Origin of the sequence: Bradyrhizobium sp. Arg237L, assembly GCF_029990105.1 — a bacterium.
Lineage (GTDB): Bacteria > Pseudomonadota > Alphaproteobacteria > Rhizobiales > Xanthobacteraceae > Bradyrhizobium.
On sequence record NZ_JAQMIL010000014.1, the window covers coordinates 1 to 18,492 of the forward strand.

Genomic DNA, 18,492 nt, shown 5'->3' on the forward strand with positions numbered 1-18,492 from the left:
ACGGGACCCATGGGTGCAACCGGCACCCGGCTTTCCCTGCGCCCTCTGATCTCGAGGAGGGTGGAAAGTGACGCAAACCTCGGGCGCAACGCGCCGCGAGAATGCGGACTCACATCCCCTCACCATACTCCACCGTCATGCCCCGCGAAGGCGGGGCATCCAGTATCCGGCAGCCTCTCGGCTCAAGCACCGCCGCCTCTGGAATACTGGATCGTCCGCCTTCGCGGACGACGACAGCGGTGCAAGGCGCGAGGGACTCGTAGGGTGGGCAAAGCGACTTCACGCACGGTCGCTTAAACGGACTCCAGCGGAAGCATGCCCACCATCGCGAGCGGAGTGCTTGATTGGTGGGCACGCTGCGCTTTGCCCATCCTACGGGCTACGGACTGCAGGATCCCGGCTCGGGGCCGGGACACCGGGAATGACCGACCGTGCAATGCGACAAAAAGCCGTGAATGTGGCGCGCCGAACCCATCGCAAAGCGGTTACGTTGCCTTGCCAAGCGCCGGCTTTGTGGCCATTTTCGTTAGTCGTACCCGGTTTTGATTACCCGCAGATGCTATTGCTCGAGTCTCTCCCAACCGTCATCGGCGCCGCCGCCATTGCGCCGGCGCTTCTGATGCTCTGGCTCGTCATCGCCGCCGACGAGCGCCCGGGCCCGCCGGCGCAGGTCTGGCTCGCTTTCGTGCTCGGCGCGGCCAGCATCTCGCTCCTCGGGCTGGTGCGGGCTCCGTTCAACGCATTGCTGGCGATACCGGAAAACCCCTGGATGACGCTGGTGGTGCGCTCGCTGTTCGGCGTCGCTCTCCCTGAGGAGATCGTCAAGATCGCAGTGATCATCGCCGTGTCGTCGCGGCGCCGCGCCTCCGCCGATCCGATGGACCCGGTGGTCTACGGCGCCGCCGTAGGGCTCGGTTTCGCCGCCTACGAGAACCTCGCCTACCTGGTCCAGCACGCCGAGATGTGGCGCGCGCTCGCCGTGCTGCGCAGCGTGCTCACGGTGCCGTTTCACGGCGCGCTCGGCATCATCGCGGGCGCCTATGTCGCGATCGCGCGCTCCGGCACCGCGCTCGGCGCACACCGCAAGAACCGCGCCTGGGCACGGTTTTCGAGCTGGGCCATGGTGCTGGTCGCCCCGGTCCTGCTGCATGCCGCGTTCGACTTCCCGCTCCTGACCCTGCAGCGGGGCGGCGATCTCGGCTCCACGCTCCGGATGATCCTTGGCTCGGCAAGCGTCCTGATCGGGTTCAGCTCGATCGGCTTCGCCATCCGCCTGATCTACCGGGTCGGCCGCCATCATGCCCCGCGCACCGCGCTTGCGCGTGAACGGCTGAGCCAGTTGCGGCGGATGTGGGCCGTGCTCGTCCTCGGCAGCGGTGCCGGCTTTCTGGGGCTGGCCTTCGTGCTGGCGTCGATCCGTCGCTGGCTGATCAATCCCGAGCACAATCCGGCAGCGATCCTGGTCTCGCTCGCCGCGATCTCCATCGTGATCGGCATAGCGCTGCTGATCGCGACCACTGCGATCTACATCTTCGGGCGAAATCGAATTCGCACGACATCGGAGGGCTTTTCGTCGGCGCCGGGGCCGGGCTAATCTGATATAATCGGAACCGGAACTGCTCTAGGATCGCTCGTGCAATTACGCATCTGCCGGGAGCGCCGCGATGACCCTTCCAGACAACCTCGACAAATTGCAGTCCGAAGTGAATGCCTCGGTGAAGGCGCATTGGAAGGCCTTCCTGTTCGAAGGCATCCTGCTCGCGGTTCTTGGCCTCGCCGCGTTGATCGTCCCGGCCTTCGCGAGCCTCGCCGTGACCATCTTCCTCGGCTGGTTGTTCCTGATCTCAGGCATCGGCGGATTGATCGTCACTTACTGGGCGCGCGAGATGCCGGGCTTCTGGTGGTCGCTGATCTCGGCGGCGCTCGCCGTGCTCGCCGGCCTGATCCTGCTGGCGCGGCCGATGCAGGGCGTGCTGACGCTGACCATCGTGGTCGGGGCCTATTTCGTTGCCGAAGGCGTCGCCACCATCATGTATGCGCTGGAGCACCGGCGCGAATTGACCGGGCGCTGGTCGTGGCTCTTGATCGCGGGACTGATGGACATCCTGATCGCCTTCATCATCGTCGCCGGACTGCCCGGCTCGGCGGAATGGGCGCTTGGGCTCCTGGTTGGCCTCAATCTGTTGTTCGGCGGGGCCAGCCTGATCGGCATGGCGCTCGCCGCCCACAGCATCGACCCGTGATTTAGAGCGTTTTCGAGCGAAGTGGATACCGGTTCGCGTGAAGAAAACGCGTCAAAACAAGAAACTAAAGATTCGGTTCTGATTGAATCAGAACCGAATCTTTGGAGGTGACAAGGCAGGATCCATCCGCTATAGACCAGCCATGATCAACGCCGCCACCAGCTATTCTTGGTACTTTAGCTACGACAGCTCGCTGGCGGCGGGAGGATCGCGCTCAATTTAGTGAAATTGCAGCAAGACGTCCGAACAGCCGCCAGACCTGGCGGCTTTTTTGTTGGCCGGCAGGTTCAAAAATCAAAGGAGCCCGCCGTGTTGAGTACCACTGACGATCTTCGCATTAGAGAACTGAAAGAGCTGAGTACGCCCGAAGAGGTGATGCGCGAGGTCCCGCGCACCTTGACGGCGACGCGGGTGGTGATGGCGGCGCGCAACGCCATCCACGCCATCCTGAACGGCAAGGACGACCGCCTCCTGGTCGTCGTCGGCCCCTGCTCCGTCCACGATCCCGAAGCGGCCATCGATTACGCCGAGCGCCTCGCCACCTTGCGCGAGCAGCTCTCTGACCGGCTCGAGATCGTGATGCGGGTCTATTTCGAGAAGCCGCGCACCATCGTCGGATGGAAGGGGCTGATCAACGATCCCAACCTCGAGGGCAGTTTCGACATCAACAAGGGCCTGCGGCTTGCCCGCAGCGTGCTCTCCGCCGTCAACAATCTCGGCCTGCCCGCCGGCAGCGAATTCCTTGATATGACGACGCCGCAATACATCGCCGATCTCGTGAGCTGGGCCGCGATCGGCGCGCGCACCACGGAGAGCCAGATCCACCGTGAGCTTGCCTCCGGGCTGTCCTGCCCCGTCGGCTTCAAGAACGGTACCGACGGCGATGTGCGTATCGCCGCCGACGCCGTGAAGTCGGCCTCCTACCCGCACCATTTCATGGCGGTCACGAAGGGCGGGCGCTCGGCGATCGCGGCGACCAGCGGCAACGAGGACTGCCACATCATCCTGCGCGGCGGCCGCGCGCCGAACTATGATGCGGCAAGCGTCGATGCCGCCGCGGCAGAGCTGGCGCGCTCAGGCGTCAACCACCGTATGATGATCGACGCCAGCCACGCCAACAGCAACAAGAAGCCGGAGAACCAGCCGCTGGTCGTCGCCGACATCGCCGGCCAGGTTTCCGGCGGCGAGATGCGCATCATGGGCGCGATGATCGAGAGCAACCTGGTCGCCGGGCGGCAGGACGTTGTGCCGGGGGTCGCGCTCACCTACGGGCAGAGCATCACCGATGGCTGCATCGATTGGGAGACGACGGTCTCCTCGCTCAACGTGCTCGCCGATGCGGTCGAGGCACGCCGCAAGGCAGAGCGCCGCGATGTCCGGGAACGGCTGGCCTAGACGCCTGCTCCGAGCCGCTGGGCGTCGCAGCGCCCGGCGGTCGCCTCAGCAACCCCTGCAGATGCTCTTGATCTTGCGATCAAGGGCGGCGTCTTCCTTGTTCACCGGATTGTTCGGGTCGCTGATATTGCCTTCGGTCGGCACTTCGCCGCGGCGCGGCTGACGGTGGCCGATCGGCGCCTCCGGAATCGACTTCACGTCGGGACTGCTTTTCGGCACTGTCGTGGTTCCGCCCTGCGCAAAGGCAGGCGCACCGATCAGGGTCACAAGTGCCATCGACAAGATTGTTTTCCGCATCCTGATTCTCCTGCCTCTCGACATACTCTATCGCGCCCATTCGGGAACGTCGACATTCGTGCGCCTGCGATCACACCTTAGGTGGATAGAGATGCACGTCACCGCAATAATCCACCACACGGTAGCGTGTTTCATTAACTCCTTCACGTTGTGGGGGATTGTCCTGCGTCAAATAGCGCGGCCCGATCGGCGCCTTGCCATGGCCGCCGGGAATGTCGAGCACGTAATCGGGCTGGCACAGGCCCGAGACGCGGCCCCGCAACGATCGCATCAGTTCCTGCCCCTCTTCGATGGTCGTGCGCAGATGCGCGGTGCCGGGCGCGAGATCGCCGTGATGCAGGTAATAGGGCTTGATCCGGCATTCGACGAACGCCCGCATCAGGCCTTCCAATGTGGCGGCCTCATCGTTGACGCCCTTGAGCAGCACGGTCTGGCTCACCAGGGGAATGCCGGCATCCGCCAGCCGCGCGCAGGCGGCGCGCGCTTCGGGCGTCAGTTCGCGCGGATGATTGGCGTGGATCGCAACCCAGGTCGTGGCGCCCTCCACACGCAGCGCGCGGACCATCTCCGGACTGACGCGGGCCGGATCGGCCACCGGCACGCGCGTGTGCAGGCGAATGATCTTGACGTGATCGATGGCAGCGATATCGGCCATGATCTCGGCGAGCCGCCGCGGCGACAGCATCAATGGATCGCCGCCGGTCAGGATCACCTCCCATATCTCCGGGCGCGAGCGGATATAGGAAAGCGCGTCGCGATAGGCATCCTCCGACAACGCGCTCGCCTTGCCCGGCCCGACCATCTCGCGGCGGAAGCAGAACCGGCAATAGACCGCGCAGACATGGACGAGCTTGAACAGCACCCGGTCCGGATAGCGGTGCACGATGCCGGGAACAGGCGAATGCGCATCGTCGCCGATCGGATCAGCGTTCTCGCTCACTTGCGTCACGAGTTCGTCCGCGGCGGGAATGAACTGCCGCGCGATCGGATCGTTGGGATCGTCCGGCTCGATCAGCGCCGCAATATCAGGCGTCACCGCGATCGCATAGCGCGCGGCGACCTGTTCGAGATCGGCAAGTGCTGCCTCTGGCGCAAGGCCGCGCTCGATCAGTTCGGCGGGCTGGCGCAACGTTGCGGTCAGCTTTCGGTCGATCCGGTTCATGTCTCTCCTGCCGGCGGCGTCCACACCACCTGGTCGATCCGCAGCGCGCCGCTTGCCAGCATCACCAGCCGGTCGAAGCCGAGCGCCACGCCGCTCGCCTCGGGCATCTCGCCGACGGCGGCGAGAAAATCCTCATCCAGCGGGTAACGCTCGCCATAGCGGCGCTCCTTCTCGTCCATGGCCCCGGCGAAACGTCGGCGCTGCTCGGCGGCATCGGTCAATTCGCCGAATCCGTTGGCGAGCTCGACGCCGCAGGCATAGACCTCGAAGCGCTCGGCCACGCGCGGGTCGGACGGTTTCGCGCGCGCCAGCGCCGCTTCCGGGATCGGATAGTCGGACAGCACAGTCAGGCGCCCCCGCCCGAGATGCGGCTCGACGTGCTCGACCAGAACCTTGCTGAAAATATCCGACCAGGTGTCATCCTCGGCGATCCGTATCCGTTCCTGGGCTGCATCCGCAAGCGCCCCACGGTCACCCTCGCCGTCAACGATGGTGGCCAGAAGATCGATGCCGGCAAAGCGCTCAAAGGCGGACGCAACCGTCAGCAGTTCAGGCACCCCACCGACCTCTGCGGTCTTGCCGCGGAACGAGAAGCGCCCGATGCCGGTCGCATGTGCGGCCTCAGCGATAACAAGGAGGGTATCGGCTATCACGGCGTCGATGTCATCATTGGCGCGGTACCATTCCAGCATGGTGAACTCGGGCAAATGGAGGTCACCGCGTTCGCGGTCGCGGAACACGCGCGCGAACTCGAAGATCTTGGTTTCGCCTGCGGCGAGCAGCTTCTTGCAGGCGAACTCGGGTGATGTCCGCAAGTAGCGCGGCACCCGGTTTCCATCGGCCCGGGTCAACTCCATGCGCGGCGCATGCAGATGGGTCTCATTGCCGGGCGAAACCTGCAGGATGCCGGTCTCGACCTCCGAAAATCCTCGCCCCTCGAACCAGGCCCGCACCGCCTTGGTCACGGCGCTGCGCGCCTCGAGAAACGGCTTTCTGTCGGCGTGCCGAGCTGGATTCCACCAGGGCGACGGACGGTCGACGCCACTCATGGCTGCGCTCCCGCTAAAGGACGCTTCACGCGATGCGTCGGGTTATCCATCAACAGGTTGAGAAAATCGATAAAGACCATTGAAATCACTAGATTTCCATCGACAAGCGGCGCCCCCTTGATGCCCGACGGCGAATGCGTTGTCCACATGGCGGGGCTGGACCACGTTCCGGCCCGCCGTTCGCGCGGTTGACAGCCGCCAGAGGACGCCACACCTGTCAGCAACCTGCCGAAACCGGCCGCAAAAGGCTGGCATCTCGGGGGCAAATCAGTATGTTGCAGCCCGAAACTGCCGCCAGGCCGCCGAGCGCATCAGCCGAGCCGGCGGCCGAACCATTCAGGAAAACCACTTTGAGAGTCATCGCCAGTTCCATCCGCAAGGGCAACATCATCGAGCAGGATGGCAAGCTTTACGTTGTCCTTTCCGCCGAAAACATCCATCCCGGCAAGGGAACCCCGGTCAGCCAGATCGAAATGCGTCGCATCGGCGACGGCGTGAAGGTGTCCGAACGCTACAAGACCACCGACCAGGTCGAGAAGGCAACGGTTGAGGATCGCAACTTCAATTACCTCTATGAGGACGCCGACGGCTTCCACTTCATGAATGGCGAGACCTACGACCAGGTCCAGGTTCCAAAGGACATCGTCGGGTCGTCCGCGCCGTATCTGCAGGAAAACATGACCGTGAAGCTCTCGATGCATGATGGCAATCCGGTCGCGATCCAATTGCCGCAGCGCGCCACCCTCGAGGTCGTCGAGACCGAGCCGGTGACGAAGGGCCAGACCGCCTCGTCCTCCTACAAGCCCGCAATGCTCTCGAACGGAATCCGCACGGCTGTGCCGCCGCATATCTCGACCGGCACGCGTATCGTGGTGATGACCGAAGACGGCTCCTATGTCGAACGCGCGAAGGATTAGCCGATCGAGCTAAGGGGGTACCGCGCCGGGGGACGACGCGTTGAAAGTGAAAGCTGTCCGCTTCGTCGCACCTTGGCTGGCAGCTTTCGCGTCGCTCCTCGCCAGCCCCTTCGCCGCTTCTGCCGACGAATTCCGTACCCCTTCGATCTCGGCCGTGCGCGTCGAATGGCGCGCGGTGCTCGATCAGCTCCGCGCCGAGATCAATACCCAGCCTTCGATCGCCGCAAACTTCACCTTTGCGAGCCAGCGCCGCGTGCCTTCGTACGATCCGCGCTCACGGCCCGCGCTGGTGCAATTGAACGCGATCACCTCGCAGCTATTCCCCGGCATCGGCCGCAGCCCGATCCCGGTGCTCCTGCCGTTCGACACCGCAAGCTATCTCGAAGCGCGGCAGAGCGGCACGCCGGAGAGCTTGTCGGTGTCGCGCTATCAGGCGGACTTCCGTCCGGCCGATCTCTTCCATGCAGGAGCCGCCGGTTATGATGCGATGTTCGCACTCGAGCCGGGAGCAGGCAACGGGATGCCGGAGCGGACTTTCGCAAGACCGGTCGAGGTGCATATCACCGGCTCTCTGCTCCTCTATGATCTCAACGATCGGCTCGGCGGCAGAGCCGAACCGGTCAAATCGCTTTCGGCGCAATACCCTGATATCCGACGCATCATCCGCGAAGGCTATCTGCGCTACGCCTTCACCCGCTTCGGCGTGCCCTATGTGGTCTCGATCCACTGCCTCGATAGCACGCCGCGGCTGCGGCGACTGGCCTGCCGCGAAGCCTATCCGGTCGCCGAGCGTTTCCTGAAGGCGCTACGCGTCGCCGGCGGCCAACCCTCGCGGCTGCGGCGGGACATCGCCTCCGTGAGCGCCGAGCGGCCGGCAGCCGTTTCACCCGAGTTCACCTATCGGCCGAGCGGCGACATCGTCGCCAACAGCGGTTACCACAAGCAGGGTGGCCGCACCGATCTGACCGCGTATTCGCAGATCCGCTTTCCTTTGGCGAAGGCGCCGGCCTTCGTCCATTCGCAATCGTTCGGCAGGCGCGCCGACCAATATCCCTGGCAGGACAGTTTTTGCGAGGCGCGCAGCTTCGAAGTCAGCCAGTGCGCCAACGGCTTTGGCCACCAGGGGCAGGATATCCGCCCGGGCGCCTGCCCGCCCAACAACGAAAGCGGGGAGCCCTGCGATCCCAAGCGGCAAGCGATCGTTGCCGTGCGCGATGGCGTCGTGATCCGTTCACGGGGCCAACAGGGGGCGACGCTGCAGGTCAACACCCAGACCGAGCATATTCGCTTCCGATATATGCATATGAACCCGTCGGCGATGGATGCGGACAGCCTTCTCAACGGACGCCGCGTCACGGAGGGCGAAAAGATCGGCGTGGTCTCGAATTATCTCGATCATCCCAACGGCACCACGCGCCACCTGCATTTCGACGTGCAGGTGTTCACGCGCGACGGCTGGCTCTGGGTCAATCCCTACACCACGCTGGTCTCAGCCTACGAACGCCTGATCCGCGGCCGCGGCCGCGAGATCGGCCCCGAACCGCCCGCGGCAGCCGCGGTGGCGCACGCGCAGCCGGAAGACGTGATCCAACGTCTCGATCCGCAGGAAGGTGGCGGCAACTGATAGCCGACCAGGCGATTGACGGAAAGGAGCTAAATCTCCGAAGTCGATTCCGCGATCGTTAAGTGCCTGCAATGTATGGTGGGCAGCAAACTCAAGTGAAACCACGATCGCGCATGTTCTCGACCTTCGCCTGGTATTTTCTGTCGCCGAACGGCCGGATCAGCCGGCAGGAATTCCGACTCGGCTTTCTCGGGATTGTCTTGGTCTACATTCTGCTGGTCCGTAGCTGGCGTAACCTCACCATTCCGCCGGTCCGGTATTACGTCTCACCCGACGTCAATCCGCCGTATGACGGCTCGGTCCGGCTGGCGCTGCTGATCGTTCTGTGGCCGCTCATCGCCATATTGGCGAAACGGTTGCACGATCTGAATGTCTCCGGATGGTGGCTGCTGACCCTTCTCGCCATTCCACTTGTTGCCAGCGCGATCAACATCAGCGTGTCTATTCCATATCTGCTGATCGTTGCCTTTCTGAGCTTCTTTCCCGGAGGATACGGAGACAATCGGTTCGGCCGCGATCCACTGGCGCGCGCCGGAATCTAGCGCGGCCGCCGCGACGCGTTTACAGACCCGCCGAACCGCACTACTCGAGAAACGTCGTGAGCTGCGCGCCCTCGTCGGCCACGAACACAGCAATCAATTCCGCGGGCTCCGTATTGCTCGCATTGGCTGAGACCAAGTGCGTCGAGCCCGGCGGCTCGAAGAAGGACTGGCCGACCTTGAACGTCTCAAGCGGTCCGCCGCCGAGCTGCGAGCGGATTTCGCCCTTGGTGATGTAGGCCGTCACCGAGCCAGCATGCCGATGCGCGCGCGTGAAACCTCCGGGGCCGTAGAACACGCGCACGATGGTTACACGTTTGCCCGGCACGTTTGGCAGAGCGTACGAGCCGATCGGCTCGACCTTGTCGAGCGGCGATCCCTCGGCGGCATTCGCGCAAAGCGGCGCGATGGCGCCGGATAACGTGTCCATCATCGCCGGCAATGTCTTTGCGGTGACCAGGGCACAGGCAAGACCGGCAATGACCGCGAGCGAGATCGGCCGCGTCGGTGCGAAAGGAGTTGTCGCCAGCATCGATGCCATGTTGTTCTCCTTGGAGAAAGACGTTATTCGCCCCCTTTGCCTTCCGGATTCACGACGCGGCTGCGCCGACTGCGGGCGGCTTCCGTGCCGGCGGCGTCCAGCGATAGGCGATGCCATACCTGTTCCAGACGTTGATCGCTGCGATCGCCGAGGTGAGATAGTTCAGTTCCTGCTCGGAGAATTCCGCGCGCGCCTCAGCATAAACCTCGTCGCTCACGCCGTCGCCCAGCGTCGTCAGCGCTTCGGTCCAGGCCAGCGCGGCGCGCTCGCGGCTTGAGAATTGCGGAGCCTCGCGCCAGACCACGACGAGATTGAGCTTGTCGGCGGATATGCCGAGGCTCTCTGCCTGCAGGACATGAAACTGCACACAAAAGGCGCAGCCGTTGATCTGCGAGGCGCGCAGCTTGACCAGTTCAAGCAACTGTTTGTCGAGCCCGGCCTTGGCCGCCATCTGGCCCAGCGCCCGCACGGCCTCGTAGACTTCGGGTGCGAGTTTCTGAAAGTCAGCGTATTCGGCTCTCGCGTGTGACATCGGTTTCGCCTCATGTTATCAGTATACTGATACAGTATAAGAGCACTGATATGTCGCGCAAGGCTCGGTTCACCGGCAAGAAATCGGTCACGGTTCGCAAGACGTCAAAAGGCGGAAAATCGAAAAATCCCGCTCGGAATAGGAAAACGCACGCGGCGGAAAATCTAACGGTCGCGACGCCCCGTCCGCCGCCGCCCGGCCAGGGCAAACGCGGCGAGCAAGGCTACCTCGCTTATCTCCTGCGGCAGGCCCAGGCCGCGACCCGGCTGACAATGGAACGCGCGCTGGGAAAGCTCGGCGTCACCCCGCCGCAATTCGTCGTGCTGACGATGCTGCGGGCCTATCCCGGGCTGTCCGGCGCCGATCTGGCGCGGGTGGCGCTGCTGACGCCGCAGACCGTCGGCGTCATCATTCGCAATCTCGAGCGCGACGGCGCGATCCGGAAGACACCGCACCCGGTTCACGGCCGCGTCCTGCAGTGGACGCTGACCAGGCGCGGAACAGCACTCCTGGAAAAATGCCGGCGTCACGCCCATGCCGTGGACCGGCGGCTGGCTAAAGGGCTGCCCCCCAAGGCGGAACTGATCGTGCGGCGCTGGCTGTCCAAAATCGCCACAGAGCTGCAGGATAGCTAGGTTCCCGCGGCGATGTGACTTTTTGTGTACTTTGATGGCGTCGCTAGATTGGCAGCATGAAGCAGATTGATTCTTTGAAATCCCCTGCCCGCCGGGCTTTCCTGCAAGGCAGCATCGCGGCTGGCACCCTGCTGGCTGGCCCGTTCTCAGCGCTTGCCGCAGCACCACCCGGCTTCGACCAATGGCGCGACAATTTTCGCGCCCGCGCGCTCGCCAAGGGAATCTCGGCGGCCACCTGGACGCGCGTGATGGGCCGCATCGAGCCCGACATGAGCGTGTTCCGGCAGATGCAGAAGCAGCCGGAATTCAACGAGCAGATCTGGCAGTACATCAACCGTCGCGTCTCCGACTGGCGCATCATCAATGGGCGCGAGGCGCTCAAGAAGAACGAGGCGCTGTTCGCGCGGATCGAGAAGGATTTTGGCGTCGAGCGCGGCACGCTGCTGGCGTTGTGGGGCGTTGAATCCGCTTACGGCGATCCGCTGGTGCAGCAGAACCACATGAAGCCGGTATTCCCTGCACTTGCCGCGCTCGCCTGGAACGAGCCGCGTCGCAAGGCCTATTGGGAGACCGAGTTGATCAACGCGCTCAGGATCGTCGATCGCGGCTGGAGCACACCGGAGGAGATGCGCGGCTCCTGGGCCGGCGCCATGGGGCATTCGCAATGGATGCCGGAAGTGTGGCTCAATGTCGGCTTCGACTATGACGGCGATGGCAAGGTCTCGCCATTCGGCCGGCCGGACGATGCACTCGGATCAACCGCGAAATACCTCGTCAACCGCGGCAAATATCACCGCGGCCAACATTGGGGCTATGAAGTACGCGCCAATGGCAGCATGAGCGGCAGCCGCACCTACGCGGCGTGGGCCAGCGCCGGCGTGACCCGCGCCGACGGCCAGCCGTTCCCGCAGCCGAATGCATCGGCGCAACTCTGGATTCCGGTCGCGGGCGGCCCCGCCTTCCTGCTGGGTCCGAATTTCTATGCCGTGCGGAGCTACAACCCCTCGATGAACTACGCGCTGGCGATCTGCCATCTAGGCGACCGCATTCTCGGCGCGCCGCCCTTCATCCATCCCTTCCCCGGCTCCGAGCGCGCGTTGACGCTTGCCGAGGTGCAGGAAATGCAGACGCGGCTCACCAACGCCGGCTTCGACACCGGCGGCACCGACGGCCGCGTCGGCAACGACACCATGAAGGCGATCCGGGAATATCAGACCAAGATGGCCCTGTTGCCCGCCGACGGTTACGGCGGACTGAAGGTACTGGCGCGGTTGCGGCAGGGTCCGTAGCGTGTGTCGGGGCGATGCAAAGCATCGAGCCCGGAATCCATTTCTCCCGCTGCCCAATGGATTCCGGGCCTACGCCTTCGGCGCATCCCGGAATGACGAGAGGGATTGACTGCTGTCACGCCCTGCGTGCGACGGCACCTGCATTCATCCCGCCGTCGATGACGAGCTCAGTTCCCGTCACGTAGCGCGACGCATCCGAGGCCAGATACAGCACGCCGCTGGCGATCTCCGCCGCCTGGCCGGCGCGGCCGAGCGGAGTTGCGAGCTTCGCGCGCTCTTCCGGATCGATCGGCGCGTTGGCGCGGTTTCCCGTCGCCTCCGTCGGGATCTTGCCCCAGATCGGGGTGTCGATGATGCCGGGATGCACCGAATTGACGCGGATGCCGTCACCTATGGCGGCGCATTCCATCGCGACAGACTTCGCAAGCAGCCGCACGCCGCCTTTGGTCGCGGAGTATCCGGCAAGGCCCGCCGCGCCGCGCAGGCCCGCAAGCGAGGACATCATGATGACGGATCCGCCGCCGCTCTTCCGCATCAGCGGCAGAGAATATTTCACCGAGAGGAAAACACCGTCGAGATTAATCGCGGTCTGCCGGCGCCAGTCGGCGAGCGTCATGTCGGTGATCGACGGCACGGAGATGCCGATGCCGGCATTGGAGACCAGCACATCGAGCCGGCCGAACCGTTTCTCGATCTCCGAGATGATCTCCACCCAGCGTGCCTCGCTGGTCACGTCCTGTTGCAGAAACACCGCTTTGCCGCGGGCCTTGCTGATGCCGGCAACGAGCTCCGGTCCCCTGAGCTCGTCGATATCGGTCGCCACGACCGTGGCCCCCTCCTGAGCCAGCAATTCCGCGACCGCCGCGCCAATACCCGAGGCCGCGCCGGTGACCAGCGCCACCTTGCCTTCCACCTGTCCCGCCATGTGCTCTCCCCGACTGTTTTCTTATCTGATCACCGAAGGCCCCTGATCGGGGACCGCGACGTCGAGCACACGCAATTGCACACGTTCGGTGCCTTGCCAACGGTCGATCGCAAGGGAGCCTGCGACATGGAGCGGCTGGCCGCGATTCTGGATCAGCGCATTGCCGAGCTTTTGGCCGACGGAACGGAAAGCCATGCCGTTCACGATCGCGCCGTCGCCGGATTTGAAGCGCAGCCGCAGATGCGCCTGCCCGACTTCATCGGCATAGACGAGCTGGTGCGCCGGCAGCGCGATCACCGGCTCCGGATTGCCGGCGCCGAACGGGCCGGCGCGGTTCAGCATCGCAGCAAATTCCACCGTTACGGCGCGCGCGCTCACCGCGCCGTCGATGAACAATTCGTTCTCGTGGCGCGAATTGGCGACGTCGGCCGCGAGCACGCTTTCCAGATAGGCGCGGAACTCGGCGAGCTTCTCCTTTCGCAGCGTTATGCCCGCCGCCATCGCATGGCCGCCGCCCTTGAGCAGCAGGCCGTCCGCCACCGCCTGCCGCACCGCCTTGCCGAGATCGACGCCGCCGATCGAGCGGCCCGAGCCGGTGCCGATGCCGCCAGGCTCAAGCGCAATGGCAAAGGCTGGCCTGCCGAATTTCTCTTTGAGGCGCGAGGCCACGAGACCGACGACGCCGGGATGCCAGCCCTCGGCGGCCGTGACGATGACGGAGCCCTTGTCCTCCAATCCGAGCGAGGCCAGCGCCTCCGCCTCGGCCTGCGCTTCAGCCGCCTGCTCGATGACGCGCCGCTCGCTGTTGAGGCGGTCGAGCTCGGCCGCGATCCGCGCCGCCTCCGAGGGGTCGCTTTCCAGGAGCAGCCGCACGCCGAGATCGGCGCGCCCGATCCGCCCACCCGCGTTGATGCGCGGCCCCAGCATGAAGCCGAGATGCCAGGCCTCTGGCGGGCCGTTGAGCCGGGCCACATCCATCAGCGCGGTATGCCCGACATGGTCGCGCCTGCGCAGCGCGATCAGCCCCTTGGCGACGAGGGCGCGGTTGAGCCCGATCAGCGGCGCGACGTCGGCCACCGTCCCGAGCGCGACGTGATGCAGCATGCCCAGCAGATCCGGCTCCGGCAATTCGGGCGTCCAAAAGCCCCGCTGGCGCAATTCCCGGTTCACCGCAACCAGCGTCACCAGCACAAGACCAACGGCTGCGAGATGGCTAAGGCCGGAGAGATCGTCGGGCCGGTTCGGATTGACCAGCGCGTCGACCTCGGGCAGCGCCTCGCCGCATTGATGGTGATCGATGACGACCACGGACATGCCGAGCTGCCGCGCCTCCGCCAGCGGCTCCAGGCTCGTGGTGCCGCAATCGACGGTGACGAGGAGCGTCGCGCCCTTGGCGGCGAGCGCACGCACGGCCTCCGTGTTCGGGCCGTAGCCCTCGAACAGGCGGTCGGGAATGTGGATCAGCGGATCGAGCCCGCAATGCCGCAAGTGCCAGGTGAGCAGCGCCGCCGAGGTTGCGCCGTCGACGTCGTAGTCGCCGAAGATCGCGACCTTTTCGTTACGCACCGCCGCATCGGCGATCCGCCTTGCCGCCGCCTCCATCGCGGTCACGGTGAAGGGATCCGGCATCAATTTGCGGATGGTCGGATCGAGGAAATCCGGCACGTCATCGATCGCGACGTCGCGGCCCGCGAGCACGCGCGCCAGCATTTCCGGCAGTTGGTGGCGCTGCGCGATCGCGAGCGCCCGCGCCGCTCCCCGCGCGTCCAAACGGTCGCGCCAGAATTTGCCCGTGAGCGAGCGCGCCACGCCGAGAAAGGCCGGCGGCATCTCCACAGGCAGGATGGCGGTGTGCAGCGTCATAACGATCCCGACGACGAGTGGCGCTCGCATGAGAGCGAATCAGTGCTGCCATCCTCGACCCTGAGCGGGCGATCGCGAAGCGCTACCAGGCGGTTTTGCCCGCTTTTCGCAGGAGGCGGACGTTGCTGAATTGGCTTGCAGGGGTGTCGACGCCTTTGTCGGGCGGTGTCAGGAGAGGGATTCACGACAGGAAACAGCGGAGTGCTAAAATAAAGTGCAGTCCCACATAGGTGGCAATTTCGGAAAATTAAGCCGACGTTAGCCGAAATCCCCGAAAAAGGACGCGCGTTTGATGTGCGATTTTTTTGGTTCCGTTCCGTCCGCAGGAAGCGGTCAAAGGCTTAATGCAGGGGAAGTCCGCCTATGTCCATCGCGCTCCCGCGCGCGAAATCAATCGCGAGCGAATCGGCGGTCTCACCTGACGTCGACGATGAATCCGACATTTCGGCCCTGATCGCGCGGCTGACCGCGGAGGTCAACCAGATCGCCTGCGAGAAGACCAGGTCGATCCAGAAGATCACCAACCAGATGAAGATGCTGGCGCTGAATGCGCTGATCGAGAGCTCGCGCGCCGGCGCGCAAGGCGCCGGCTTTGCAGTGGTGGCGCAGGAAGTGCGCGGCGTCGGCCAGCAGGTCGAGACCATCGCGCGCGAGCTCGAGACGCAGTTGACGCGGCGCACCGGCAGTCTCATGAGCTCGATCGAGCGCATGACCGACCGCTCGCGCGGCGAGCGCATGGTGGACCTGTCGCTGAATGCGATCGAACTGATCGACCGCAACCTCTATGAACGCACCTGCGACGTGCGCTGGTGGGCGACCGATTCCGCCGTCGTCGACTGCGCCGCTTCACCGCAACCGGCAGTGGTCGCACACGCTTCCGAGCGGCTCGGCGTGATCCTATCCGCCTACACCGTCTATCTCGATCTCTGGCTTTGCGATCTCGAAGGCAATGTGCTCGCCAACGGGCGCGCCGATCGCTTCAAGGTGATCGGCCAGAATGTCGCGGCTACAAAATGGTTTCGTCAGGCGCGCGACCTGCGCTCGGGCGACGATTATGTCGCCGGCGACGTCGAGTGCCAGCCGCTGCTCGGCAATGCCCAGGTCGCGACCTATTGCGCCAGCGTCCGCGAAGGCGGCAAGGCCCATGGCAAACCGACAGGCGTGCTCGCGATCCATTTCGACTGGGAGCCGCAGGCGCGCACCATCGTCCAGGGTGTACGCGTCGGCGCCGCCGACAAAGCGCGCGTGCTGCTGATCGATTCCAATTTCCGGGTGATCGCGGCGTCCGACAGCAAGGGCCTTCTGACCGAGCACGTCTCACTGTCGCTGGGCGGCCAGCGCAGCGGCTTCTACCACGACCGCTCCGGCGCATTGGTCGCCTTCCACGCCACGCCGGGCTACGAGACCTACAAGGGTCTCGGCTGGTACGGCGTCATTCTCTGCGGGGCGGCTTCCTAGACGAGTGCTGCAACCCAGCGCGTTGCTGTGCGCCCCTCATGGTGAGGAGCCGCACAGCGGCATCTCGAACCATGAGGCCCCACTGTCACCCGCGGCCATCCTTCGAGACGCGCCCTGAGGGGCGCTCCTCAGGATGAGGAGCTTTTGTGTGGCGGGTTCCTCTTAGGTTTTCCGCTGCGTTCTTCTCGCAACGAACTAGCAGCCCATCCGATCGGCGATCGCGCCAAAGTCCTTGGCGACGATGTCCCAGTCGCCGGTTGCTTCGAAGTCGACTTTCTGCAGCGGGCCGTATTCGGTCGGACGCGCCACAAAGGCAGTCTTCAGGCCGTTCTGTTGCGCATGCTTGAGGTCGCCGTTATGCGCGGCCACCATCATCACCTGCTCCGGCGGCAGGCACAACAATTTCGCGGCGCCGAGATAGGTTTCCGGATCGGGCTTGTAGTGCTCGAACAGTTCGGCCGACATGATGAGGTCCCAGGGGAGCCCTGCGAACTTCGCCATGTTGGTCAGCAGTGCGACATTGCCGTTCGAGAGCGGCGAGATGATGTATTTCGTCTTCAGCCGCGCCAGCCCCGCCACGCTGTCGGGCCAGGGATGCAGACGGTGCCAGCCCATCGTCAGGTACTGCAGGTCGGCTTCCGTCAATCCCTTGATGCCCTGCTGCTCGACCAGCTTCTCCAGCGAGCGGCGGTGCAGCACGTCGAGGATGACATAGCCGTGTTCGGGATGTTTGCGCACCTCGTCCATCGAGGCGACATAGACCGCGCGCCAGCCGTCAACGAGGGCGGTCCAGTCGGCTTCGATGCCGCGCGTCTTCGACCAGTTCGTGAAGTCGTTGATCAGGCTGGTGCGCCAGTCGACAACGGTGCCGAACACGTCGAACACCAACGCCTTCACCGCCGAAAGATCGGCCATGCTCGCCTCCCGTTTTTTCTTGTCATTCCGGGGCGCGCATCAGCGCTCCCCGGAATGACGGCTCACTTCAGTCGAGATGGAACTTCTCGAGCTGGCGGTGCTCCGCCTTGATGTAGCGCACGGTGCCGGTGACCGAGCGCATCACCACCGTCTCGGTCTCGATCGTGTCCTTCTTGAACTTGACGCCTGTCAGCAGCGAGCCCGTGGTGACGCCGGTGGCGGCGAACAGGCAGTCGCCGCGCGCCATGTCCTCGATGCCGTAGATCATCTTCGGATCGGTGATGCCCATCTTCTGCGCGCGCTCGCGCTTCTCCTCGCTGTCGAGGATGAGGCGGCACTGCATCTGGCCGCCGATGCAGCGCAGCGCTGCCGCGGCCAGCACGCCCTCGGGCGCACCGCCGGTGCCCATGTAGATGTCGACGCCGGTTTCGTCCGGGTTGGTGGTGTGGATCACGCCGGCCACGTCGCCGTCGGTGATCAGGCGCACGGCGGCGCCGGTCGAGCGGATGCTCGCGATGATGTCGGCATGGCGCGGACGGTCGAGCACCAGCGCTGTGATCGCCGATGCCGGCACGCCCTTGGCCTTGGCGAGCCGCTGGATGTTGTCGGCCGGCGACGCGTCGAGTTCGATCACGTTCTTGCCGTAGCCCGGACCGATCGCGATCTTTTCCATGTAGACGTCGGGCGCGTGCAGCAGCGTGCCGCCATCGGCCATCGCCATCGTGGCGATCGCGCCCGGCATGCTCTTCGCGCAAAGCGTGGTGCCTTCCAGCGGGTCGACGGCGATATCGACCTTCGGCCCGGCATTGAGTCCGACTTTCTCGCCGATGAACAGCATCGGCGCCTCATCGCGCTCGCCTTCGCCGATCACGATGGTGCCCTCGATCGGCAATTTGTTGAGTTCGCGGCGCATCGCGTCGACGGCGGCCTGGTCGGCCGCCTTCTCCTCGCCGTGGCCGCGCAGCCGCGCGGCCGACACCGCCGCCCGCTCCGTTACCCGCACGATTTCGAGCGTGAGAATGCGCTCGAGCAAGAGTTGCGGCGGGACGGAAATATGGGTCGACATCTCTGCACTCCTTCAGCCTTCGGGCCCCTCGCCCGCATTCAA

At 64.7% G+C, this 18,492-nt stretch carries 18 protein-coding genes; 9 read left to right on the forward strand and 9 right to left on the reverse strand.

The features are described from left to right. Positions 1 to 556 precede the first annotated feature (556 nt). From OZ411_RS10870 to OZ411_RS10880, 3 genes are all read left to right on the forward strand, one after another. A complete protein-coding gene (locus tag OZ411_RS10870) occupies positions 557 to 1,594 on the forward strand; it encodes a PrsW family glutamic-type intramembrane protease (RefSeq protein WP_130578399.1) in 1,038 nt (345 codons plus the stop codon). A 70-nt stretch (positions 1,595 to 1,664) separates the two neighbouring features. Next, a complete protein-coding gene (locus OZ411_RS10875; protein WP_282527929.1) occupies positions 1,665 to 2,243 on the forward strand; it encodes a DUF308 domain-containing protein in 579 nt (192 codons plus the stop codon). 309 nt (positions 2,244 to 2,552) lie between these two features. After that, complete coding sequence (locus OZ411_RS10880; RefSeq protein WP_130578397.1) at positions 2,553 to 3,638, forward strand: 3-deoxy-7-phosphoheptulonate synthase; 1,086 nt, start codon at positions 2,553 to 2,555, stop codon at positions 3,636 to 3,638. A 45-nt stretch (positions 3,639 to 3,683) separates the two neighbouring features. On the opposite strand, the gene OZ411_RS10885 is transcribed toward OZ411_RS10880, so the two are convergent. The 3 genes from OZ411_RS10885 to epmA form a co-directional block, all read right to left on the reverse strand. Continuing rightward, on the reverse strand, positions 3,684 to 3,935 hold the full coding sequence (locus OZ411_RS10885; RefSeq protein WP_282527930.1) for a hypothetical protein: 252 nt from the start codon (positions 3,933 to 3,935) through the stop codon (positions 3,684 to 3,686). Positions 3,936 to 4,005: 70 nt separating this feature from the next. Beyond that, on the reverse strand, positions 4,006 to 5,097 hold the full coding sequence (locus tag OZ411_RS10890; protein ID WP_282527931.1) for a lysine-2,3-aminomutase-like protein: 1,092 nt from the start codon (positions 5,095 to 5,097) through the stop codon (positions 4,006 to 4,008). After that, complete coding sequence (gene epmA, locus OZ411_RS10895; protein ID WP_282527932.1) at positions 5,094 to 6,146, reverse strand: EF-P lysine aminoacylase EpmA; 1,053 nt, start codon at positions 6,144 to 6,146, stop codon at positions 5,094 to 5,096. Before epmA ends, OZ411_RS10890 begins: the two co-directional genes overlap by 4 nt. Positions 6,147 to 6,496: 350 nt before the next feature. On the opposite strand from epmA, the gene efp reads away from it, so the two are divergent. From efp to OZ411_RS10910, 3 genes are all read left to right on the forward strand, one after another. Beyond that, entirely contained in the window at positions 6,497 to 7,063 is a 567-nt protein-coding gene (gene efp / locus OZ411_RS10900; RefSeq protein ID WP_130578393.1) for an elongation factor P, read from the forward strand. Between the two features lie 40 nt (positions 7,064 to 7,103). Further along, the gene (locus tag OZ411_RS10905) at positions 7,104 to 8,687 is read left to right on the forward strand and encodes a M23 family metallopeptidase (RefSeq protein WP_282527933.1); all 1,584 of its coding nucleotides are present in this window, start codon (positions 7,104 to 7,106) and stop codon (positions 8,685 to 8,687) included. A gap of 95 nt (positions 8,688 to 8,782) precedes the next feature. Further along, the gene (locus OZ411_RS10910) at positions 8,783 to 9,229 is read left to right on the forward strand and encodes a DUF805 domain-containing protein (RefSeq protein ID WP_282527934.1); all 447 of its coding nucleotides are present in this window, start codon (positions 8,783 to 8,785) and stop codon (positions 9,227 to 9,229) included. A 40-nt stretch (positions 9,230 to 9,269) separates the two neighbouring features. Here OZ411_RS10910 and OZ411_RS10915 read toward each other — a convergent pair whose 3' ends face one another. Both OZ411_RS10915 and OZ411_RS10920 read right to left on the reverse strand, forming a co-directional pair. Then, positions 9,270 to 9,767: a cupin domain-containing protein gene (locus OZ411_RS10915; protein WP_282527935.1), complete on the reverse strand. Its 498-nt coding sequence runs from the start codon at positions 9,765 to 9,767 to the stop codon at positions 9,270 to 9,272. Positions 9,768 to 9,816: 49 nt separating this feature from the next. Continuing rightward, on the reverse strand, positions 9,817 to 10,299 hold the full coding sequence (locus tag OZ411_RS10920; protein ID WP_282527936.1) for a carboxymuconolactone decarboxylase family protein: 483 nt from the start codon (positions 10,297 to 10,299) through the stop codon (positions 9,817 to 9,819). A 50-nt stretch (positions 10,300 to 10,349) separates the two neighbouring features. On the opposite strand from OZ411_RS10920, the gene OZ411_RS10925 reads away from it, so the two are divergent. Together OZ411_RS10925 and OZ411_RS10930 are read left to right on the forward strand one after the other, a co-directional pair. Further along, positions 10,350 to 10,934, forward strand: coding sequence for a MarR family transcriptional regulator (locus tag OZ411_RS10925; RefSeq protein ID WP_282527937.1), 585 nt, complete (start codon positions 10,350 to 10,352; stop codon positions 10,932 to 10,934). A 56-nt stretch (positions 10,935 to 10,990) separates the two neighbouring features. Continuing rightward, the gene (locus tag OZ411_RS10930) at positions 10,991 to 12,223 is read left to right on the forward strand and encodes a lytic murein transglycosylase (protein WP_282527938.1); all 1,233 of its coding nucleotides are present in this window, start codon (positions 10,991 to 10,993) and stop codon (positions 12,221 to 12,223) included. 115 nt (positions 12,224 to 12,338) lie between these two features. Here OZ411_RS10930 and OZ411_RS10935 read toward each other — a convergent pair whose 3' ends face one another. Both OZ411_RS10935 and recJ read right to left on the reverse strand, forming a co-directional pair. Beyond that, the gene (locus tag OZ411_RS10935) at positions 12,339 to 13,148 is read right to left on the reverse strand and encodes a glucose 1-dehydrogenase (protein WP_282527939.1); all 810 of its coding nucleotides are present in this window, start codon (positions 13,146 to 13,148) and stop codon (positions 12,339 to 12,341) included. A gap of 21 nt (positions 13,149 to 13,169) precedes the next feature. Next, on the reverse strand, positions 13,170 to 15,011 hold the full coding sequence (recJ, locus tag OZ411_RS10940) for a single-stranded-DNA-specific exonuclease RecJ (RefSeq protein WP_282528014.1): 1,842 nt from the start codon (positions 15,009 to 15,011) through the stop codon (positions 13,170 to 13,172). Positions 15,012 to 15,374: 363 nt separating this feature from the next. On the opposite strand from recJ, the gene OZ411_RS10945 reads away from it, so the two are divergent. After that, complete coding sequence (locus OZ411_RS10945) at positions 15,375 to 16,469, forward strand: methyl-accepting chemotaxis protein (RefSeq protein WP_282527940.1); 1,095 nt, start codon at positions 15,375 to 15,377, stop codon at positions 16,467 to 16,469. A gap of 195 nt (positions 16,470 to 16,664) precedes the next feature. Here the strand turns inward: OZ411_RS10945 and OZ411_RS10950 are convergent, their stop codons facing one another. Beyond that, entirely contained in the window at positions 16,665 to 17,384 is a 720-nt protein-coding gene (locus tag OZ411_RS10950; protein WP_130578384.1) for a haloacid dehalogenase type II, read from the reverse strand. A 67-nt stretch (positions 17,385 to 17,451) separates the two neighbouring features. After that, the gene (glpX, locus tag OZ411_RS10955) at positions 17,452 to 18,450 is read right to left on the reverse strand and encodes a class II fructose-bisphosphatase (protein WP_282527941.1); all 999 of its coding nucleotides are present in this window, start codon (positions 18,448 to 18,450) and stop codon (positions 17,452 to 17,454) included. Between the last annotated feature and the right edge of the window lie 42 nt (positions 18,451 to 18,492).